Here is a 22,206-nt window from a genome sequence, read left to right on the forward strand (position 1 = left end):
TGCCGTTGGTAGTCGTGGGTGCGCCTCTCCGGCATGCCGGGCATCATCGGCAGGACGGGCTGCGTGCGGTCCAAGGCCTGAACCTGGGACTTCTCGTCCACACACAGCACCACCGCCTTCTCCGGCGGGTGGTGGTAGAGGCCGACGACATCGACGACCTTCTCCACGAACTGCGGGTCCGTTGACAGTTTGAACGAGTCCTGGATGTGCGGCTTCAGTTCGAACTGCCGCCAGATCCGTCCGATCGTCGACTTCGACAGGCCGGTTCGCTCGGCCATCGAGGCCCGCGACCAGTGCGTGGCATCACGCGGCGACGTCTCCAGCGTGGCGGCGACAACCTCCTCGACCCGGTCGAGGAGAATCGACGGCGGCCGGCCCGGCCGCAGTTCGTCAGCCAGACCTTCCAGCCGCAGCTCAACAAACCTACGCCGCCACCGGGCCACCGTGGACACGGACGTTCCCAGGCGGTTGGCGACCGTCTTGTTCGACGTGTCCTCGGCGCACGCCAGCACGATCCTCGACCGCAACGCCAATGCCTGCGAGGACTTCGCCCGACGGGCCCAACGCGTCAGCTGTTCCCGCTCGAGATCACTCAGAGCCAGGCCGCTCTTCGGCCGCCCCGGCCGGCCGGTATCCGCCAGACCCTCCAGCCGTGACTCCACGAACCGCTTGCGCCACTTGCCGACCGTCATCGCCGACACACCCAAGTCATCGGCAACCCGCGCATACACAACATCCGGCTCAGCACACCGCAACACAATGCACGCCCGCACAGCCAACCTCGACGCCCCCTGCGACCAACGGACCAGCTGGTCACGCTCGTCAGCAGTCAACACGAACTCGACGGAAGGACGCCTCGGAAACGACATCCAGAAACCCTAGCAACTTAATGCCGGAATTTCAGGCGCATAACACTAGCGGTGGTCGACACCGTCGACAAGGCCGAGGCCAAACTGCGCAAGGCCGAGGCGGAGCTGGCCGAGGCCGTGGCGGAAGCGGTCGAGGTCTTCGGGAGCGAGCTGGGCGCCTCCGACGAACTCGAACTGTCGGTCGAGGCGATCCGCCACTTCCTGGACATCGCCGAGGGCGGCTCGGACGGCGCGGAGGATTCCGAAGGCGCCGGGGAGACCGCGGAGAGCACCCCGGCCGCCAACACGGCGAAGACCGGGGCGAAGTCCAAGGCGGAGCAGAAGGCGGACGCCTCGGCCGCCGCTCCGGAGCAGGAGCCGGAGCCCGCGATCGCCTAGGGCCGCGAGGAGCACCGCCTTCGGAGCCGGCCGACGCACCCGTCGGCCGGCTCTTCCGCTCGCGTAGGCGCCGGGTACGGCCCGGTGCCTACGCGGCCGCGGTGCCGCTCACGACCACGTACCGGCCCCGCACCGTCGTCCCGTCAGGGAGGTTCCACCCCGCGGTGACATGCCCGACGGGCTCGGCCGCGTCCGTAGGGGCGTCCTGGTCGGCCCGGAGGATCCGGTGGACGCGGAGGGCCAGCGGGCCGCCCGGTTCGCCGGAGGCCGCGTCGGCCGTCGCCGTGACCGCCGCGCCCGCCGCGCCCGTCCCGCTCGGGAGGGCCGTCCGGACGAGGAGATCGGTGCCGTCCGGCCCGTCGCTCGCGGTCAGGGACGCGAACACGCCCGTACGGCCGGTCCTCGTGAAGCCGCTGACGACGGACGGATCGGGGGTGTCGCTGACACTCTGGGCCTGAGGCTCGGCGTCGCCGGCGAGCAGGGCGAGCAGCCGCGCGACCACCACGGGGTCCTGAGCCCCGTCGTAGATCCACCGCCGCCCCAACACCCCGTGTTCACTGGTCCCGATGAGCGCCTCGTCGGCTCCGTCGAGCGGCGCGCCCCGATAGCTGAGCGGCACGTGGTACGTGAGCGGCCGGGCGCCCGAAGCGTCGGTGACCGCCATGAACTCGATCCCGACCTCCCCCCGCGGATCGTCGAGCCGGAACCCACCGGTCCGGCTCAGCTCCGGCACGCTCCCCCCGCCGCGGTACCACGGCCGTGTGGGGAGCCAGGAGCCGAGCAGCTCCAGCTTGGTGGGGGCCATCGTGGTGCGGTGGATGACTGCCATGTGTCCGGACACCTTTCGCGTGTGCCACATGCCGTGCCGTGGTCACGTGGCTCGGTCGGCGCCCATCCTGTCACTTCCGCCACCGCCCCCACCGCGTGCAGATGAGTCCATGCCACGCCGCACACTGCTCTGACGTGCGGAAAGAACCCCCGTCTTCTCATCTTCGTTGCACGGCCCCCGATGGATTGGTCCGGCCGAAATTTATTTTTTCGGGGTCCGATCCGGCTACGTCCCAGCCCCGCCACGGGTTCTCGCTCCCACCGGGCTCCCGGCGCCCCGACTTGCCGTGAACGAGACCGAACAAGACCGGGATCGCGCACGTAATGCAGGTACAGCAAGCCGGAACGGCCCCGATGACGGATGAAGGACGGACCTGATGACCGCAATCACCAGAAGCGGGCGTACGTGGCGAGGACGCGGGAGCGTCGCGCTGCTCGCCTGTGGTGCGTTGGCCGCCGGCGGGGTCACCGCCACCGGCGTGGCCGCGCTGGTGCCACAGACCGCACACGCCTCCAGCCACCGCGAAGCCCCCCTGATCTCGGGGCAGCCCCAGTTCGACAACACGGACCTCTACGCGTTCGTCAGCCCGGACCACCCCGACACAACAACCATCGTCGCGAACGTACTTCCGTTCCAGGAGCCGGCGGGCGGACCGAACTTCTTCACGTTCGCCACCGACGCCCGCTACGAGATCCACATCGACAGCGACGGGGACGCCCAGGACGATCTCCTCTACCGGTTCACCTTCAAGGACCACCGCAAGAACGAGAACACCTTCCTCTACAACACCGGTGTCGTGGAGAGCCTGGACTCCCCGGAGCTCAACTTCACCCAGACCTACGACATCGAACTGCTGCGCCTGGAGCACAAGAAGGTCGTCTCGCAACACAAGGTCGCGGAGAACCTGCCGGTCGCCCCGTCGAACGTCGGCAAGGCGTCGATGCCCGACTACCAGAAGCTCCGCGACCAGGCGGTGACGAAGGTCGCCGGCGGGATCAAGGCGTTCGCCGGCCAGGCCGACGACCCGTTCTTCGCCGATCTGCGCGTCTTCGACCTGCTGTACGGGGGTGACCTCTCGGAGGTCGGCAACGACACCCTCAAGGGCTACAACGCCAACTCGATCGCCCTCCAGGTCCCGAACTCCTACCTCCGGGAGTCCGAGGAGCAGCCGATCGTCGGCATCTACTCGACCACCGAGCGCCAGAACGCCTCGGGCGAGTGGACCCGGGTGTCGCGGCTCGGCATGCCGCTGGTCAACGAGGTCGTCAACCCGGTCAAGGACAAGGACAAGTTCAACGCCTCCTCGCCGGAGGACGACGGCGACTTCCTGAAGAACGTCACGGAGCCGGAGCTGCCGAAGCTCATCGAGGCGATCTACGACATCAAGGCCCCGGCGGAGCCGCGCGACGACCTCGTCTCGGTCTTCCTGACCGGTGTGAAGGACCTCAACCAGCCGCCGAAGGTCACACCGTCGGAGATGCTGCGCCTCAACACCTCCATCAAGCCGGTCGCGAAGCCGAAGCGGCTGGGCGTGCTGGACGGTGACAACGCGGGCTTCCCGAACGGGCGCCGGCTGACCGACGACGTGCTGGACATCGCGCTCCAGGTCGTCGAGGGCGAACTCGTCGGATCGAAGAACGACCTGGGCGACGCGGTCGACGCCAACGACAAGGAGTTCGGCAAGAGCTTCCCGTACGTCGGGCTGCCCAAGGCCGGTTCCGACGTCGACGCCTCCGACGTGGCGACCAAGGGCGCCGCGACCGGGCTGACGGGCGGCATGTCCTCGCTCACCGCGTCGTGGTCGAACACCACGCTGATGCTCGTCTCCGCCGGAGCTGGCGCCGTCGTCGCCCTGCTGATCGGCCTCGGCGCGACCTGGATACGCGCCCGCCGCTCGCGCCCCTCCTGGGTCGGCTGACGCCGGCTCCGGCACGAGAAGCCGGACCTGACCGGCACCCAGTGACCGGCCCGGCGGCGTCATCCGTCCCCCACGGGCGCCGCCGGGCCACCTCCATCGGCGCGGCACCTTCGCACACCACCCCCACCCCCACCTCCACACACCACCCCACCGAGAGACCCGAGGAAGGCGAGAGCGATGCTCGTACGGAAGCCGCAGTTCACGCGACGGCGTGAGCACGAGGGCCAGGGTGAGGGCCAAGGTGAAGGAGAGGGCGAGCGAGAGGCCGCGGGTACGGGACGACGCCGTCGCGGCGTCCTCACGGTCATGGCCGTCGCCCTGGTGCTCACCGCCACCTCGGTGGTGCTCGGCGCCGGCGGCGAAGAGGACCGGAACGTACGGGCCGCGCAGCCGCTCGCGGCGAGCGTCCCCGTCGAGCGACTGGCCTCGGGAGACCTCGCACAGGGCATCGACTCCCTTCAGAAACACCTCAAGGCGCAGCCCAAGGACGCCACCGGCTGGGCGACCCTGGGCGCGGCCTATGTCGAGCAGGCCAGGACCAGCGGCGATCCGACGCGCTACCCGCAGGCGGAGAAGGCCTTCGGGCGCTCGCTCGCGCTGCGCCCCGCCGACGAGAACGACGCGGCCCTCGCCGGACGTTCGGCGCTGGCCGCCGCACGCCACGACTTCCCGGCGGCGCTGGGCCAGGCGGACCGGGCGCTGCGGGTCAACCCGTACAGCGAACGCGCGCTCTCCACCCGGGTCGACGCACTGGTCGAACTCGGCCGCTACGACGAGGCGTGGAAGGCCGTCGAACTCGCCGACCGGCGCCGCCCCGGCCTCCCCGTCTTCACCCGGTACGCGTACGTACGGGAGCTGCGCGGCGACGTCAAGGGCGCGCGCGAGGTGCTGCTGCGGGCCCGGAACTCCGCCTCCAGCACCGCCGATACGGCGTACGTCGCCACCGCACTCGGCCAACTAGCCTGGAGCCAGGGGCAGTACGCCGACGCGCTGGACCACTACGCGACCGCGCTGCGCGCCGACCCGCGATATGTTCCCGCGCTGGAGGGGCGCGGACGCACCTACGCCGCGCAGGGCAGGACCGAACAGGCGCTGACCGATCTCGAAGAGGTCGTACGCCGCTACCCCCTGCCGGGCCAGCTCGCCGCGCTCGGCGAGCTGTACGAGGTGGCCGGTCAGCGCGAGAAGGCCGAGGAGCAGTACGAACTCATCGGTACCTGGACCCGGTTGGCCCGCGCCAACGGGGTCGCCACCGACCTGGAGTCCGCGCTCGTCGAGGCCGACCACGGCGACGCCGGGCTGGCGCTCGAAGCGGCGCGCGCCGAGTGGTCCCGCCGCGAGAGCGTCCACACCGCGGACGCGCTCGCCTGGGCGCTGCACGCGAACGGAAAGGACCGCGAGGCGCTGACGTACGCGAAGAGGGCGACCGCGGCGTCCCCCGGCTACCGCAACGCGTCGTTCCTCCACCACCGCGGCATGATCGAGCGGGCCCTCGGCGACGACAAGGCCGCGCGCCGCTCGCTGACCGCCGCGCTCGACCTGAACCGGGGCTTCTCGCCCACGGGCGCGCGCGAGGCCAGGTCCGCGCTGTCCGCGCTCACCGGATCCGGATCCCGGGAGGACTCATGACGGGACGACCCACGACGGGACGGCTCATGACGGGACGACCCACGGCCGGGAGACTCGTACCGCGACGTACCGCCGCCACCGCGCTCGCCACCCTCGTGGCGGGGACGGCGCTCGCGCTGCTGCCCGCCCAGGTCGCGCAGGCGCACCCGCTCGGGAACTTCACCGTCAGCCAGTACGACGGGCTGGTCGTCGCGCCGGGCACCTTGCGCGTGGACCATGTGGAGGACCTGGCGGAGATCCCCGCCGCGCAGGAGCGCAACCGTATCGACACCGACGGGAACGAGGAGCTGGACGCCGCCGAACTCGCCGCGTGGGCCACGGCGCGGTGCGCCACGGCCGCCTCCGGCGCCCGGCTGACGGTGGGGGAGGGCGGCGGAAAGCCCGCCCCCGTCACGGCGGGCGGCGCACAGGCGCGGGAGCGCCCGGGACAGGCGGGGCTGCGGACGCTGCGCGTGACCTGCGAGCTGACGGCGCCGCTGCCGGGCGACGAGCCGCAGCGGATCACGTACCACCCGGCGGGCGTCGCGACCGGCGCGGGCTGGCGGGAGATCACCGCGCGGGGCGACCGGACGACGCTCACGGAGGCGGGGGACCTGCCGCGCGACTCCCTCTCGCGGCGGCTGACCTCGTACCCAGGCGACCTGCTCTCCTCGCCGCCCGACCACCGGTCGGCCGCGTTCACGGTCCGGGCCGGCGGCCCCGCGCTGACCGGGGGCCAGGACGAGAAGGGTGGTTCCCCGGTGGCCGGGGTGCTGCCGCGCGGGGCGGACCGCTGGGCGCAGGCGCTGACCGGTCTGGTGGCCCGGCACGAACTGACCGTCGGCTTCGCGGCGTTCGCGCTCGGTGTGTCCCTGCTGCTCGGCGCCATGCACGCACTGGCCCCCGGGCACGGCAAGACGATGATGGCCGCCGCGGCGACGGCGGGCGGGCGCAGCTCCCTGCGCGATGTGCTGGCGCTGGGTTTCTCGGTGACCATGACGCACACGCTCGGTGTCTTCGCGCTGGGCGCGCTGATCGTGGCGGGTTCGGCGGCGGCGCCCACGGTGGTGTTCTGGCTCTCCCTCGCGAGCGGTGCGCTGGTCGCGATCGCGGGCGCGCTGCTGCTGCGCAGGGCATGGCGCCACCGGCGCCGCCCGCAGGGACACACGCACAGCCACACTCAGGGGCACACACACGGACCCACACACGGACACACGCACGCGCACGCATCGCACGAGGTGGCGGTGGACGAGGCGTCCGACGAGGCGCGGGTGCCGGTGCTCACGTCGGCACACCGGCACGGACACGAACACGAAGACGCACACGGGCACGGGCACGGGCACGAGGTGTCCCACGGCCCGGTGGCCACACTCACGGCGGAACGCGAGAACCACGGGCACGGGCACGCGCACAGCCACGGACACGCAGACGCGCACGCGGACGCGCTCGCGCACGCCCGCAGCCACCTTCCGCCCGCCCCCGGACTCCGGGGGATCATCCTGCTCGGCTTCGCCGGCGGGCTGGTCCCGAGCCCGTCCGCCGTCGTCGTCCTGGTCGGCGCGGCGGCCCTCGGGCAGGCGTGGTTCGGCTTCCTGCTGGTGATCGCGTACGGGGCCGGGCTCGCCGTCACCCTCGCGGGGGCCGGGTTCGCGGTGGTACGGCTGCGGGAGACCACCACCCGCAGGCTGGCCGCCCGCCCCCGGGGCCGCTTCCTGGCCCTGGCCCACCGGACGGCCCCGTTCGCGTCGGCCGTGGTCGTGCTCGCCCTGGGCTGCGGGCTGATGCTCCGCGGGGTCGTGACCGGCCTGGGATGAGCCGAGGTCAGAAGAAGACCCCGCAGCGCAGCAGCACATTCGCGTACGGCCGCGCCTCACCGGTGCGTACGATCAGCCGCGCGCCCGCTGACAGCCTCTTCAGCTCCTCGTGCGGGACGAAGCCGAGATCCGGGAGGCGACCCAGTAGCCGCGCCGCCTCCGGGTTCGCCTCCCGTACCTCGTGGGCGGCCGTCGCGCCCTCCACGACCAGCTCCGCCAGCAGCCCGTCCAGCACCTGGGCAAAGGACGGCACCCCTGCCACGAAGGCCAGGTCCACCACGCGGGGGCCAGCCGGGACGGGCATGCCCGCGTCGCAGACCAGCACCCCGTCCCCATGGCCCAACTCGGCTGTCGCGCCCGCGAGATGACGGTTCAGGATCCCTGACCTCTTCACAGCGACGCCACCTCCGCCGCCGTCGGGAACGACACCTGGGCGCCCGCCCGGGTGACCGCCACGGCGCCCACCCGCGCGGCGTATTCCGCCGCCGCCGTCAGCTCCTCGCCCGCGCCGAGCCGCCACGCCAGCGCCGCGGTGAACGCGTCACCGGCGCCCGTCGTGTCCACGGCCCGCACCCGTACGGACGGCACGAGCGCCGTCGTCCGCGCGTCCGCCACCAGCGCTCCGCGCTCGCCCAGCGTGATGACCACCGAGCGCGGCCCCAGCGCGAGCAACGCCCGTGCCCAGTCAGCCGGTTCGTCGCCCACCGGATCCGCCTTCGCGCCGAGCACGACCCGTGCCTCGTGCTCGTTGACGATCAGCGGATCGCACGCCGCGAGGATCTCGGCGGGCAGCTCCACCGGCGGCGAGGGGTTGAGGACGAAGCGGGTGCCAGGAGCCAGCCTCCGTACCACCTCGGTGACCGTCTCCAACGGGATCTCCAACTGGGCGGAGACTACGCGCGACGCCCCCAGCAGCTCCGCCGCCTCCCGTACGTCCTCGGGGGAGAGCCGGGCGTTGGCGCCCGGGGACACCACGATGCTGTTGTCCCCGGACGGGTCGACGGTGATCAGCGCGACCCCGGTGGGCGCCCCGCCGGACCGTACCCCCACCGTGTCGACTCCGGCCGTGTGCTGCGAGTCGAGCAGCAGCCGGCCGTGCGCGTCGTCACCGACCCGCGCCAGCAGCGCCGTACGGGCGCCGAGGCGGGCGGCGGCAACCGCCTGGTTGGCGCCCTTGCCGCCCGGATGGACCGTCAGGTCCGAGCCGAGGACGGTCTCGCCGGGGCCCGGGCGCCGCTCGACGCCGATCACCAGGTCGGCGTTGGCCGACCCCACGACCAGCAGGTCGTAGTCGTACATCGCTGTCTCTCTCCGTTTCCTCGGGGCTACGGGGCCTTCAGGGCCATGGGTCCTTCAGGGGGTACGGGACCGGGTGGCCGTCAGGAGAAGTCGGCCACGTTCTTCGCCGTGACCACCTTCACCGGGACCTTCACCGTCGTGTCGATCTTCTTGCCCGCGGCGGCCTCGATCGCGTTGCGTACGGCCAGTTTGCCCAGTTCGGCGGGTTGCTGCGCCACCGACGCGTACAGGGTGCCCGCCTCGACCGCCTTCAGCCCGTCGGGCGTGCCGTCGAAGCCGACCACCGGGATCGACGTGCCCGCCTTGGACCCCAGCGCCTTGATCGCGCCGAGCGCCATCTCGTCGTTCTCGGCGAAGACACCGTTCACGTCACCGTGGGCCTGGAGCAGGTTCGTCATCACGTCGAGGCCCTTGGTGCGGTCGAAGTCCGCGGGCTGCTTCGCGACGACCTCGATACCCGGGTACGCCTTGATGCCCTGGGCGAAGCCCGCGCCGCGCTCCCGGCTCGCGGAGGTACCGGCCGTACCCTGGAGGACCACGACGCGGCCCTTCCCGCCGAGCCTGTCGGCCAGCGTCCGCGCCGCCTGCTCGCCGCCCGCGACATTGTCGGAGGCGACGAGGGTCGCGACGTCCGCCTTGTTGACCCCGCGGTCGGCGGCTATCACCGGGATGTCCGCCTGGTTGGCGGCGCGCACCGAGGGGCCCGCCGCGTCCGAGTCGACCGGGTTGACGATCACCGAGGACATGCCCTCGCTGGTGAAGTTCTGTATCTGGTTGGCCTGTTGGGAGGCGTCGTTCTGCGCGTCGGTCACGGTCAGGTCCACGCCCTTCGCCTTCGCCTCGGCCTGGGCGCCCGCCTTCAACTGCACGAAGAACGGGTTGTTGAGGGTGGAGACGGACATGCCCACCTTGGTCGCGTCACCGGAGGAGCCGTTGTTCCAGAAGGAGACACCGCCGATGACGGCGGCCACCAGCACCGCGGCGACCGTGTACTTCACGGCCTGTGCCTTTTTGCCCCCGGGCCCGCCCGCACCGGCCGCGCCACCGGCGCCGCCCGTCACCGGGGTGGATCCGGCGCGCCGGCGCACCGTGTCGAGCAGCACCGCGAGCGCGATGACGACACCGATGACGACCTGCTGCCAGAACGCCGACACCGACAGCAGGTTGAGGCCGTTGCGCAGCACCGCGAGGATCAGCGCGCCGATCAGGGTGCCGGACGCCTTGCCGACCCCGCCCGACAGGCTGGCGCCGCCGATGACGACCGCGGCGATCGCGTCGAGTTCGTACCCCTGCGCGGCCTGCGGCTGCGCCGAGGCGAGCCGGGAGGCGAGGACGACACCCGCGACGGCGGCGAACAGCCCGGACAGGGCGTAGACGGCGACCTTCTGGCGCTTGACGCGCAGCCCGGAGAGGCGCGCCGCCTCCTCGTTGCCGCCGATCGCGTACATCGAGCGGCCGAGGTAGGTGCGGCCCAGGATCACCGCGGTGATCAGCCCCATCACGATCATCACGAGGACGGGCACGGGCAGCCAGCCGCCGAGCGTGTCCCCCAGCCGGGAGACCGAGGAGGGGAAGGCGATCGGGCTGCCCTGCGAGATCACCAGGGAGAGGCCGCGGCCCACCGAGAGCATCGCCAACGTGGCGATGAACGGCGGGAGTTTGCCGTACGAGACGAGCGCGCCGTTGACGAGGCCGCATGCGATGCCGGTGGCGACGGCGAGGATGACGGCCAGCCACACCGGCACCCCCTCGGACGTCGCCGACCAGGCCAGTACGGTCGCGGAGAGCGCCGCCACCGAGCCGACCGACAGGTCGATGCCCGCCGTGACGATGACGAAGGTGACACCGAACGCGAGGATCGCGGTCACGGCGGCCTGCACACCGACGTTCAGCAGGTTCTGCGTGGTGAGGAAGTCGCCCGACAGCAGCGACATCGCCACCACCAGGACCACCAGGGCGCTCAGGGCGCCGTTGTCGAGGAGGAGACGGCGGAGCCCCGGGGCGCCACCGCCGCCTGTTGTGCTCTTCTCGCTCTTGAGCGTGTCAGTGGCCACGGGAGCCCTCCACTCCTTCTTCGTCGACCGTCGTATCGGTCGTGTCCGTCGTGTCGGTCGTATCGGTTGCGTCGGTCGTGCTGGTCGGGTCGGTCGTGCGGGGTGTGTGCGTCGTGGCGTCGGCCGGGGGCGGTCCCGTGCTCACGGCGAGCGCCATCACCGCGTCCTGGGTGGCCTCGCCGGCGTCCAGCTCGCCGGCGATCCGGCCCTGCGCCATCACCAGCACCCGGTCGCTCATGCCGAGCACCTCCGGCAGATCGCTGGAGATCATCAGCACGGCGTGGCCCGCGGCGGTGAGTTCGTTGATGAGCTGGTAGATCTCGACCTTCGCGCCGACGTCGATGCCGCGCGTCGGCTCGTCCAGGATCAGCACCCGGACATCGGCCAGCAGCCACTTGCCGATGACGACCTTCTGCTGGTTGCCGCCCGACAGGGTGCCCACCCGCTGCTCAAGTCCCGCCATCCGCACGCCGAGTTGTCCGGCCATCCGGGCGGCGGCGGTGTGCTGGGCCTTGCGGTCCACCAGCCCGCCACGGGTCGCGGAGCGCAGGGTGACCAGGCCGAGGTTCTCCGCCACGGAGGCGTCGAGCAGCAGGCCCTGGCCCTTGCGGTCCTCGGGTACGAGGCCGATCCCGGCGGCCATCGCCGCGCCGACGTCGTACCGGGGCAGGGGAGTTCCCCCGACCCGTACGGTGCCGCTGTCGTAGTGGTCGGCGCCGAAGACCGCCCGTACGACCTCGGTGCGGCCCGCGCCCACCAGTCCCGCGATGCCGACGACCTCGCCGGCCCGTACCTCGAACCCCACGTCGTGGAAGACGCCCTGCCGGGTCAGCCCGCTCACACTGAGCAGGGCGGTGCCGGTCTCCGCGCGGCGGCGCGGGTACTGCTGCTCGATGCTGCGGCCGACCATGAGGCGTACGAGTTCGTCCTCGGGGGTCGACGCGGGCACCTGGCCGACGCTGCGGCCGTCGCGCAGCACGGTGACCCGGTCGCCGAGCGCCGCGATCTCCTCCAGATGGTGGGTGATGAAGACGATGCCCACCCCCTCCTCGCGCAGGGTGCGCACGATCCGGAAGAGCTTCTCCACCTCCTCGGAGGTCAGCACGGCGGTCGGCTCGTCCATCACCAGCACGCGCGCGTCCAGGCTGAGAGCCTTGGCGATCTCGACCATCTGGAGCCGGGCGATGCCCAGTTCACGCACCTTGGTGTGGGGCGGCGTGGTGACGCCGACGCGCTCCAGCAGGGTGGCGGCGTCGGCCTCCATCTTCCTGCGGTCGATGAGGCCGAAGCGGCGCGGCTGGCGCCCCAGGAAGATGTTCTCGGCCACCGTCAGATCGGGGACGAGGTTGAACTCCTGGTAGATGGTGGCGATGCCGAGCCGTTCCGCGTCCTGCGCGCCGTGGATACGTACCTCCTCCCCGTCGACGAGCACACGTCCGGTGTCGGGCCGGTACGCGCCGGAGAGCATCTTGATCAGTGTGCTCTTGCCGGCGCCGTTCTCACCGAGGAGGACGTGCACCTCGCCGCGGCGCAGATCGAAGTCGACGCTGTCCAGCGCCACCACGCCGGGGAAGGTCTTGCGTATCCCTTCGACACGCAGCAACTCGTCCGGGTGACTCACGGGTCGCTCCTTTGCGATCGTGCTGATGGGTTCCGTTCCGAAGGGACGGGGTCCGGCGGCCCCGGCGGGGCGTCCGCGCGGCCCGGGGGCGCGCCGTCCGACGGCAGCTCCGCACCGTCCGGCGGCAGGGTCGCACCGTCCGGCGGCAGTTCCGCACCGCACGAGCGGCGTACGACCAGCCGGGCGGGCAGGGTCACGGAGGGCGGTTCGCGGCCGGCGATGCGTTCGGCCAGGGCCCGCACCGCCGCCCTCCCCAACTCGTCCGTGGGCTGCGCGATGGCGGTGATCGGCGGGTCCGTGTGCACGAACCAGGGGATGTCGTCGAAGGCGGCGAGCGCGATGTCCTCGGGGACCCGCAGCCCGCGGGCGCGGAACGCGTCGAGCGCGCCGAGCGCCATCAGGTTGTCCGCGGCGAACACCGCGTCGGGCGGCTCCGGCAGATCGAGGAAGCGCTCGGCGGCCCGGCGTCCGCTCTCGGCCTGGAAGTCGCCCTGGCCGATGTACGCGTCCGGCAGCGCCACCCCGTGCTCACCGAGCGCCGCGCGGAACGCGTCGATGCGCTCGCTGCCGGTGGTGGTGGCCGCGGGGCCCGCGATGATCGCCGGCCTGCGGTGGCCGAGCGCCAGCAGATGGCCGACCAGGTCCCGTACGGCCGCGCGCCCGTCCGCCCGGACGACCGGCACGTCCACCCCGGGGATCCACCGGTCCACGAAGACGACCGGCGTGTCGGCGCGCACCGCGTCGCGTATCAGCTTCGCCCCGCGGTCGGTGGGGGACAGGAGCAGTCCGTCGATCCGGCGGTCCAGCAGCGTACGGACGTGGTGGTCCTGCAACTCGGGCCGCTCGTCGGCGTTCCCGATGATCACGCTGTAGCCGAGGGCCCGCGCCTCCTCCTCGACGGCCCGCGCCAGGGAGGTGAAGTACGGGTTGAGCACATCGCTGATGACCAGGCCGAGGGTGCGGGTCTCGTCGGTGCGCAGGGAGCGGGCCACCGCGTTGGGCCGGTACCCCAGCGCGGCGACGGCGGCGAGCACCCGGGCGCGGGACTCCGGGCTGACCGACGGATGGTCGTTGAGTACGCGGGACACCGTGGCGGCGGAGACACCCGCCCGGGCCGCGACGTCCTTGATGGCCGCCATCGTCGGTCCACCTCCCTGTGGAATCGATTACACGGAGGATTGGAATCGATTTCACAGGGAGAAAGCAAGGGTCTGGGGGTATCCCGAGACCCGATCGTGATGAAAGCCGGCCCCCGCACCGGGCCCGCGGGCCCGGGCCCCTTCGCCCGGGCCCGCCGATCCCGGCCGCCCGCCTCCGCCGCTCATCCGTCCCGCTTGGTTCAGTCCCGCAGCGTCGGTGCCTCCCCGATGAAGGTGTCCAGGACCCCGTCCGCCACCTTGATCGTGCCCTGCGGCCGGGTCGTCCCCGGGATCGTCCTGACCGCGGCGGCCCGGCGGGCCAGTTCGGCCGCCTCGGCGAAGGACCCGGCGCCGCTGCCGCCGTGGAGCTGTGCCCGCAGCCCGTCCAGCGTGGCGTCGAGCGCGTCGCCCCACAGGTCGAGCGCGGTCAGCCACGGCGCGGTCTCCCTGAGGAAGCCCTGGTCCGCCACTCCGCCCCGTATCCGGTCCGGCGCGTCGGCGAGCGGGCCGGCGTGGGCGGACAGCTCGCGCAGCGCGGACCGCCGCTCCTGGAACGAGCCGGTGGACCATACGGCGCGGAAGTCGTCCAGCGCCGCGCGCAGCACGGGTGCCTGCGGCTGCCAGTTCTCCGGGCCGAACGTCGGCGCGAGATGCTGGGTGTCGAAGAAGGCCAGCAGCGCCCGTGTGACCGTACGATCGCCGCCCGACAGATGGTCGGCCGCCGCGCGCCAGGTGCGCCCGGGGTCGTATTTGTCGGCCTGGTCGTTCCACGCGAAGGACGCCCCGCCGAAGAGCGCGACCTTGCTCGCGGCGGCCTGGTTCATGGGGTTGAGGACGATGCCGCTCAACTCCTCGTGCAGCCCGGCCTCGCGCCGGTCGTACGGGGCCATCAGCAGCCGGCCCGTGGTCTGCCCGTAGTCGTTGACCGGATAGTTGTCCCAGAGGAACACCTTGCGTCCCCAGACCGCCGAGGCGGCGCGGGCGTCGGCCACACTGATCGACGGCGGGACGACGTCGTTGCCCGTCCACTGCACGACCACCTGAGGGTCGAGCTGCTCGCGCAGGACCTTCTTGTAGGGGGAGTCGGCCATGTCGGAGTACTCGGTGGGCACCATCTGGAGCGGACGGGCGCCGGTGTGCGTGCCGATGAAGTCGCGCTGCACCGCGTTGAGCAGATCGGCCTGCGCCAGCCCGGCGGCGGCCCGGCCCGGAGCGCCGTACTTCGCCTGGTCCGAGGCGCAGTTCCAGCTCGTGTAGCTGATGTCGTCCAGCGCCACGTAGAAGCTGCGCGCCCCCTGCGCGTAGAGGCTTTCGAGCTTGTTCTCCAGGGCGTTCACGTCGTTCGGGTCGCTGTAACAGACCGACAGGCCGGGGGAGATGGCGTAGGTGAAGTCGACATGGTGGGTGGTGGCGCGGTCGATCAGCTCGCGCAGATCGGCGAGCCGTTCCGCGGGGTAGGTGTCGCGCCAGTTCTCCCGCAGGTACACGTCGTCCTTGGGGGCGTAGATGTACGTGTTGGCCTTGACGGTGCCGTAGAAGGCGAGTTGGTCGAGCCGGTCGGCGTGTGACCAGGGCGCGCCGTAGAAGCCCTCGATGCTTCCGCGCAGGGACATAAGGGGGTGGTCGGTGATCGACACGGCCGCGATGCTCCTGCTCGCGGGGGCCACCAACTGCCGGAAGGTCTGCGCCGCGTAGTAGATGCCGTCCGCGTCGTTGCCCGCGAGGACGGCCGTGGCGCCGGTGCGGCCTTCGCCCGCCGTGGTGGCGAGCGCGTACCCCTCCGCGTCGAGCGTGCCGGGGACGCTACCGCCCGCCGCGCGCAGGGCGCGGGCCACCGCCCGGTCCGTGACCGACCCGACCACGACGGTGAGGCGGGGGTCGCGCGCACCGGTAGCCGGGGTGGCCCCGGCGTCGCCGATCGGGACCTGGTCGATCCGGCGCGCCCCGGCGGAGGTCAGCGCCTTTCTGATCACATCGAGACCGGCGGTGTCGGCGCCCTCACCGACGGCCAGCCGCACCCGGTCCGGGACGCGCAGCGCGCGCCCCGCGGCTGTCATCCGCTGTGGCGTGGGGGTGACGACCGGCAGGGACGCACTGGCGGTCGAAGGGGTGGACGCGCCCGCGGGTGCGGCGGTCAAGGGGGCGGGTGGGCCGGGCGGGGCGAGTGGGGTGAGGGTGGTGAGGGTCAGTGTCAGGGCGCCGAGAAGGGGGAGGCCGAGAAGAGACTGTCCGGGGTGGTGCCTTCGGGACCGACGGAGCACGGCAACTCCAAGGGGAGCGGGACCCGGTCACCGGCCGGTGACCGATTGGTCTAAACCATCATTGAGGCGAGTACATGTCAAGATGGCATGGTGGGGCGAATTCCAGTGGTCGGGACGTGAATATCCCACTTAGGATCCGAACGTGAAGACGCCGACGGACACACCGTTCCACGCAACCCCTGCCCACCCGTCGGCCGACATCGGGCGACTTGTCCGTAACGGGGATCCTCGTGCGCGGTATCGCGGACTCGTGCTCATCGCCGAACGGCTGGCCCCGGACGGTGCCCCCGGGGACCGGGCCGTCGACGCGTCCGAACGTGCCCAACTCGCCGCGCTGCTGCCCCTGTCGGTGACGGGGCCGCCGGAGTCCGCCCTCGTCCTGGCGGAGTTGTACGAGCGCCTCGGGCCGTACCTTCCGGAGCGGCGCCGCCCCGCGTGGCGGACGGCGGACCTGCCGGAGCGCGTACGGATCGCCTGGCTCCGCGCCGAACTGCACAACGAGCCAGGAGTGCTCCGCACCGAACCCCCGAGTGAGCTGCTGTACCAGGCGGTTCGGGACCTGGACGTCACACGCGCCCACCGGCCCCAGCGCCTCCTGGCGGAGCTGGTGGAGTGCGGCGACCCCGTGGTGCGGGCCGAGGCGGTGCGGTTCGCCCGGCAGGGGCTGCACGCCGGACTCCTCGCGCCCGCGCTCGTCCGCGCACACCTGATCGGCCTGGCGCGGTCCGGCGCCCCCGGGACCGCGACCGCCGCGCTCACCGAACTCGCCGAACCATGGGCGGCGTTGGAGCCGCTGGCGCTGGGGGAGCTGTCCGGATTCCTCGACCCGGGTACGGGCGACCCCACCGGCGCCGGAGTCGCTACCGACTTCGGCGGGGACTCCGGCAGCGACTCCGGAGGCGACTTCGGTACCGACTTCGGCGGGGACTTCAGTACCGACTCGGGCGGCGACTCCGGTACCGCCGAAGCCGCGCTCCTGGTCTCCGCCCGCCACGGTCACAGCGATCTGCTGTGGCGGGTCGTCGCGGAACCGGACCGGCCACCGGGCCAACGCCGGCGCGCCATGGAACTTCTCGGCGCGCTCGCGGAACGCGGGGACATCGATGCCCTGACCGCCCTCGCCACCCGCGATCCCCTGCTGCTCGGCAGCGCGGCGATGCGCTGTCTGCGCGGGCTCCACCGGCGTGGACACTTCCCGGCGCCCCCGGCCGTACCGGCGCTCGTCGGACTGGCCCTCGCGGACCACACGATCCCGCCCCGCGCGTTCGCGACGGTCCTCTTCACCTGTCGGCGGGACGTGTGCGACGCGCTCACCGACGCGCCCGCGGACGACCCCAGTTGGCCGCGACGGCTCGCCCTGCTCGTCGAACTGGCCCGGCAGGGGGCGGGGGAGCTGCCGATCGGCGACGCCCTCACCCGCGTCCTCCCGTCGGCCGCCGCGCCCGAGCCCTTTCTCGACGCGCTCCGCGAACTGCGCCACACGGACGCCGAAGAGGCCGTCATCGCCTGCCTGCCGTCCGCGCCCGAAGCGGCACTGGACGCGCTGGAAGCACTGGGCGGAGAGCGCACCGTACGGATGCTGGCCGATGGACTGGGCGTGGGTATGGACGCGGACGAGGGGGAGGGGGAGGACGCAGGCGAGAGGGAGGGCGCGGAAACCGTCGCCCCCGCGCTGCGGGCCGTGCGCCACCGGGCCCTGGAACTGCTCTGGTCCCTCAACACCGATCCGGAACTGCGCCGCCGTATCCTCGTACGCCTCGATCCCACCCATCTCCCCCCACGGATCGCGGCTGGCCTCGGCGGCCCCGACGAACGGGAACTCACCCTGCTGCGTTCCCATCTCGATCCGGCCGACCCGGTCGCCGCGCTGCTCAGGCTGGCCGCTCACGGCGGCTCCGGTACGGTGCCGGTCCTCGCCGATCTGCTGCTGCGCGTCGTGGCCGACCTCGCGGCGTCATCCGAGCCCGACACCGGTCAACCCCTCCCGGAAACGGGTCGGTTCACCGAGGGGCGAGCCACCGCCGAACCCGCCGTGCCACAGGACGTCGTGGACGCCCTGTGCGCGCTCGGCGGACGGCTCCACGCGCGGCGCGGGATCCGGCCGGTCTGTCTGCTCGGCGCGGCCGACGCCCGGGAAGCCGGTCACGCACTCGTCGCGACCCTGGCGCTGGACCTGCTGGACCGGCCCGGGGTGACCGACGGCGAACGTACGATCCTGCTCAAGCTGCTCCTCGCCGTCCCCTGCGCGCACGCCCGCCCCCGGGTGCACCGCCTGCTCCGCGCCCGCGACCGGCACGTACGCAAACATGTGATCGCCCTGCTCGCCAGGGACGACACGGGGGACGACGCCCGGGCGCTCTCGGCGACCCTCATCACACTGACCGCCGCCCAGGACATCCAGACCGTACGCCAGGCACTGCTCGCCCTCGGCCACGCGCGGGCCCGCTGGGCCGCGCCCGCGATCGCCGCGTGCCTCGACCATCCGAACATGAACATCAGGAAGACCGCCGCCGAGGTGCTGGCCCGCGCGGGCGCCCCGGCGGCGGTCCCGGGGCTCCTCCGCCATCTCGGCCGGGTGACCAACCCGGGGCTGCGTACCGCGCTCGTCGCGGCGCTGCGCGCCGTCCTCGGCGACGCGTACCTGGCGACCCTCCTCGCGGCGGCCGAGCGCGACCCCGAAGGAGCCGATCAGGTACGGCTGTTGGCGGCGGGGCTCGACGGGGTGCTGACCGCGCCCACCGTCCTCGCCCTGGCCGACCAGGCGTCACCGGCGGTACCGGCGCTGCTCGCCCTGGTGGCCGACGGCCGGATCCGCCTCGCCTCCGGGAAGCCCGCCGACCTCGCGGCGCCGCTGGCCGCCCACGGCATCGTCCTCCCCGCCGGGCGGCCCCACCGCACGGGCGGTGCGCCGCACGTGGCGGGCACGGACAGAGACGCGGACTCCGACGCCAGGTCGCTGCTGGCCCGGGGCTGGCACGCGCCGGTCGCCCTCCGGATCGCCGCACGGCCCGAGTTGTCGGAGCACCTGGCGCGGAGCCTCAGGCCGATGCTGGCGGACTGGCTCCGCCTGGCCGGATCGGAGCCCGAGGCCCGGGAGCGCGTCGTACGGCTCACGCTACGGATCTGCCCCGCGCCCTGGACGGACCGCGAACGGCACACCTTCGCCCGCTCCGCCGGGACCCTGCTCGCCGAACTGGCCACCGCACACAGCGACATGGACGGCTCGGATGGCGCGGACGGCTACGGGCGCGCTCTCGCCGCCGTACTCGAAGCCGCCGTACCGATGCTGCCCGCCGTGGAGCGGTCGGACGTCGCCGACGCGGTACGGGCGCTGCCCCCGGCGCACCCCGGAACGCGCTCCGCGCTCTCCCTGCTGCGCGCCTGTGACGCCGTCCTGGTCCGTGCCGATCTCGACCGGGCACTCGCCGCCGCCCGGCTCACCGCCGACCCCCGGGCGGCCCAACAGGCCGTACTCCACGAAGCGTTCCACGCACCGCCGTCCGAAGAGGAAGGCGCGTGGCACACCGCGCTCGACGCCGCGGTACGTACCCCCGCCGCCCTGGAGCTGTTCCGCCACCACACCGACGGCGCGCCCGGCTCCCGGGCCCGGCTCGCTGCACTGGCCGACGCCTACCCGGACGCCGGGGCCGAGGTCCGTACCGCCCTTCTCGACCGGATGACCGAACTCCAGCCGCTCGGCTCCCCGCCCTGGACCCTCACCGAGGACGCCGCCGCACCGCCGCCCGCACCGCGGACCGTGCACGGCGCCGATCTCGACCAGCCACGCTCCGACGCCCTGCGCACCCGCCTGCTGGGCCTGTTGGAGAACGGCGCCGAGGACCGCGCGAACGCCGCCGCCCGGACGCTGCTGACCTGGCCCGAGCCGGAGACCGCGCGGACCGTGCTCCGTGCCTGCCTTCAGGGGCGCGTCACCGTGGCCGTCGGCCCGCCGCTCGCCCGCGCGTTGACGGCGCTCGCCCGAACCGCCTCCGGGAGGGCCGAGTTGGGCGGGGACGGCGTACGGGAGGACCGGCTGCTGCTCGTCGCCGGCGCCGTCGCCCACCGGGACCTGGAGCCGCTGCTCCCCGCGCTGCTCGCACGCTGGGAACACGGAGCGCCCGACGTGCGGAGCACCGCCGCGTGTCTGCTGCACCGGGTCGACGCCGATGTCCTGGCGGCCCACCTGGAGGACCGGCTCGACGCGGGGGCCTGGGGGTTCGTGGACCTCCTCGTCGGCCGTACGCTGCTCCGCACCCCCGCGCTGACCCGGACCCGACGCCGGTTGCGGGCCGAAGGGCGCGACGATCTGGCCGACGGGCTCATCCTGGTGGCCGGTCCGCTGCGGAACCCCGACTCCGTACGGCAGGACGCCGCCGCCCTCGCCGCGCTCCGGGAACGCCCCGCGACCGGGCAGGCGGGGCCCGTATCCCGGCCGTCCCGGCGGGAGTTGCTGGACCTGGCCCGCACGGGCACCCCGGAGCGGATCCGCCGCGCGCTCACCCGGCTGGCCGAGGAGCACAGCGGACCCGAACCGGACCAGGACCCCGAACTGCACGCGGTGATAGCCGGGTTGCTCACGCATCCCCGGGCCGGGATCCGGCTGCGCGCCCACCGGATCTCCCGGGCGATGCTGGACCGCACGGCCCATCTGCGCCACACCGCGGTCCTGTTGGATGATCCCCAGCCCGATATCCAGCGCATGGCGATCAGAGCCCTGTGCGGTGCCCCGTGGGAGCCCGCGATCCCCGCCGTGGTCGAACGGCTCGCCCACCCCCACCCCGTCGTACGGACGGCGGCGACCGAGGGTCTTGTCACCCTCGGCGCCCGCGCCGTCCCGGCCCTGCGGCGCGCGGCGGGGCACGCCCGCCCCGACAAACGCTCCCTCTACACGGACGTCCTCGACCGGATCACCGCCACCGGGCCGGCATAGGACGCTCGGTGGAGGTCAGTTCCAGCGCGGCAGGTCCGTACCCCAGCGTGTCGGCGGGCGCGACCAGGTGACGGGCGCGCCCGCGTAGTGCACCGGTGTGAGCGCGTGGTGCAGCGGCCCGTAGGCCGAGGGGGTCTCGGTGAGCCAGGGCGCCGGATCGTACGGGCCGCCCTCCACCGGTGTGTGCCGGACACCGTGCAGCAGCCAGGACGCGGTGCCCGCGAGCGAGAACCGCAGATGCCGTCCCTCACCTGTGATCTGGCGGTCTGTCAGAGCACGCAGAACCCCGGCCGCGATGAGATACCCCGTGCCGTGGTCGAGCGCCTGGGCCGGCAGGGCGCCCGGGTGGCCGTCGGGGTCGGCCTCGCGCGCGGCGATACCGCTCGCCGCCTGGACGAGGCTGTCGAAGCCGCGCCGCGCGGCCCACGGCCCGGACCAGCCCCAGGCGCAGAGCTGCGCCACGATCAGACCGGGGCGCCGGGCCCGCAGCGCGTCGGGCGCCAGCCCGTGCCGGTCGAGCGCGCCCGGCCGGTAGCCGGTCACCACGACATCGGCCGTGTCCAGCAGCTCCTCGAAGACCTGCCGGTCCGGGGAGGCGGAGAGGTCCAGCAGGGTCGAGCGCTTGCCCGGGCCCGTGTCGGCGTGGGCGTCGGGGCGTTCCGGCAGACGGGGCGAGTCCACCCGCAGGACATCGGCGCCCAGCAGCGCCAGGGTGCGGGTGGCGACGGGCCCCGAGATGACCCGGGTCAGGTCCAGCACCCGTACGCCCTCGGCCGGGAGCGCGGCCGACGGCAGCGCCAGTGGCGGGCCCTCCCCGGCCTGCCCGGTCCCGGCCGTTCTGATCTCGGCGAGCGGCGGCGCGCCGCCGTCGGGGGAGAGTGGAACGGTGGGTTCCGCCGGTGTGGACGCCACGGCCACGGCGAGGCCGCCCGCCGCGTAAACGGTCTCCTGGATCTCCCGGGCCGGGCGTGTCGCCAGCTCGTCCGCGAGCCGCCGAGTGGTCGCCGGACCGTCGCCCGCGTCGCGGATGTCGAGGGCGCCCAGCAACCGGGCGCGGTGGTGCGGGTAGTTGGCGTGGGTGCGGACCCAGCCGTCGGCCGCGCGCCAGAACCCGGACAGCGGCGCGAATCCGGTGGGGGCCCGCCCGTCGATCCGCAGGTACCGCTCGCTGACGAACGCCGTGGCGACCGCCCCCTCCCGTACCCGTACCGCCGGTACGGGTACGCCGCGGCGGAGCGCGAGCAGCTCCGCGGCGGCCAGCGAGCACACGCCCACGGTCGCCCGCGCCAGTTCCCGCACCGGTAGCCGGGCCGCCAGCACCTCGCCCGCGCCTTCGTACGTCACCGATTCCGCGAGCCCGTCCCGGCCGCCGAGCGCCGCCCACGCGTGAGCGGTCGCCGCGTCGTTTCCTTGCGTCATGGGGCCATTGTCCCGTGCCGGCCACGCCGTTTTCGTACCCCGGTCCGAGGCCGCGCCTCCGGTTCGT

Annotated in this window: 14 protein-coding genes; 5 read left to right on the plus strand and 9 right to left on the minus strand. The window is 73.1% G+C overall.

The annotated features are described in order from the left end of the window. Nucleotides 1–869, minus strand: an 869-nt coding sequence (locus ACIBJC_RS05350) for an IS630 family transposase (protein ID WP_399288192.1), incomplete at its 3' end; no start/stop codon positions are given. Nucleotides 870–920: 51 nt separating this feature from the next. Between ACIBJC_RS05350 and ACIBJC_RS05355 the strand changes: the two genes are divergently transcribed. Beyond that, the gene (locus ACIBJC_RS05355) at nt 921–1,247 is read left to right on the plus strand and encodes a hypothetical protein (protein WP_399288194.1); all 327 of its coding nucleotides are present in this window, start codon (nt 921–923) and stop codon (nt 1,245–1,247) included. An 88-nt stretch (nt 1,248–1,335) separates the two neighbouring features. Here the strand turns inward: ACIBJC_RS05355 and ACIBJC_RS05360 are convergent, their stop codons facing one another. Then, nucleotides 1,336–2,076, minus strand: coding sequence for a 1,4-alpha-glucan branching protein (locus ACIBJC_RS05360; protein WP_399288197.1), 741 nt, complete (start codon nt 2,074–2,076; stop codon nt 1,336–1,338). A gap of 376 nt (nt 2,077–2,452) precedes the next feature. On the opposite strand from ACIBJC_RS05360, the gene ACIBJC_RS05365 reads away from it, so the two are divergent. From ACIBJC_RS05365 to ACIBJC_RS05375, 3 genes are all read left to right on the plus strand, one after another. After that, a complete protein-coding gene (locus ACIBJC_RS05365; protein WP_399288200.1) occupies nt 2,453–3,994 on the plus strand; it encodes a DUF4331 domain-containing protein in 1,542 nt (513 codons plus the stop codon). A 177-nt stretch (nt 3,995–4,171) separates the two neighbouring features. Beyond that, entirely contained in the window at nt 4,172–5,623 is a 1,452-nt protein-coding gene (locus tag ACIBJC_RS05370) for a tetratricopeptide repeat protein (protein ID WP_399288203.1), read from the plus strand. A gap of 26 nt (nt 5,624–5,649) precedes the next feature. After that, nucleotides 5,650–7,416 (plus strand): nickel transporter, encoded by a 1,767-nt coding sequence (locus tag ACIBJC_RS05375; RefSeq protein WP_399288205.1) that lies wholly within the window; start codon nt 5,650–5,652, stop codon nt 7,414–7,416. Nucleotides 7,417–7,423: 7 nt separating this feature from the next. Here the strand turns inward: ACIBJC_RS05375 and rbsD are convergent, their stop codons facing one another. The 6 genes from rbsD to ACIBJC_RS05405 all read right to left on the minus strand — a co-directional run bounded on the left by rbsD (nt 7,424) and on the right by ACIBJC_RS05405 (nt 15,790). After that, nucleotides 7,424–7,810 (minus strand): D-ribose pyranase, encoded by a 387-nt coding sequence (rbsD, locus tag ACIBJC_RS05380; protein ID WP_399288209.1) that lies wholly within the window; start codon nt 7,808–7,810, stop codon nt 7,424–7,426. Beyond that, entirely contained in the window at nt 7,807–8,715 is a 909-nt protein-coding gene (locus ACIBJC_RS05385; protein WP_399288211.1) for a ribokinase, read from the minus strand. The genes rbsD and ACIBJC_RS05385 overlap by 4 nt, the downstream gene beginning before the upstream one ends. Nucleotides 8,716–8,795: 80 nt before the next feature. Continuing rightward, nucleotides 8,796–10,769, minus strand: coding sequence for a substrate-binding domain-containing protein (locus ACIBJC_RS05390; protein ID WP_399288214.1), 1,974 nt, complete (start codon nt 10,767–10,769; stop codon nt 8,796–8,798). Then, entirely contained in the window at nt 10,759–12,390 is a 1,632-nt protein-coding gene (locus ACIBJC_RS05395; protein WP_399288217.1) for a sugar ABC transporter ATP-binding protein, read from the minus strand. The genes ACIBJC_RS05390 and ACIBJC_RS05395 overlap by 11 nt, the downstream gene beginning before the upstream one ends. Continuing rightward, nucleotides 12,387–13,529 carry a LacI family DNA-binding transcriptional regulator gene (locus ACIBJC_RS05400; protein ID WP_399288220.1) on the minus strand — a complete coding sequence of 381 codons (1,143 nt, stop codon included), beginning with the start codon at nt 13,527–13,529 and terminating at the stop codon, nt 12,387–12,389. The genes ACIBJC_RS05395 and ACIBJC_RS05400 overlap by 4 nt, the downstream gene beginning before the upstream one ends. Before the next feature lie 200 nt (nt 13,530–13,729). Next, nucleotides 13,730–15,790, minus strand: a complete 2,061-nt coding sequence (locus ACIBJC_RS05405) for a beta-N-acetylglucosaminidase domain-containing protein (protein WP_399288223.1) — start codon at nt 15,788–15,790, stop codon at nt 13,730–13,732. Between the two features lie 250 nt (nt 15,791–16,040). Between ACIBJC_RS05405 and ACIBJC_RS05410 the strand changes: the two genes are divergently transcribed. Further along, nucleotides 16,041–20,720 carry a HEAT repeat domain-containing protein gene (locus tag ACIBJC_RS05410; protein ID WP_399288226.1) on the plus strand — a complete coding sequence of 1,560 codons (4,680 nt, stop codon included), beginning with the start codon at nt 16,041–16,043 and terminating at the stop codon, nt 20,718–20,720. Nucleotides 20,721–20,735: 15 nt separating this feature from the next. Here the strand turns inward: ACIBJC_RS05410 and ACIBJC_RS05415 are convergent, their stop codons facing one another. Beyond that, on the minus strand, nt 20,736–22,139 hold the full coding sequence (locus tag ACIBJC_RS05415; protein ID WP_399288229.1) for a CoA transferase: 1,404 nt from the start codon (nt 22,137–22,139) through the stop codon (nt 20,736–20,738). Nucleotides 22,140–22,206 lie beyond the last annotated feature (67 nt).

It is taken from the genome of Streptomyces sp. NPDC050509, from assembly GCF_044457965.1.
Lineage (GTDB): Bacteria > Actinomycetota > Actinomycetes > Streptomycetales > Streptomycetaceae > Streptomyces.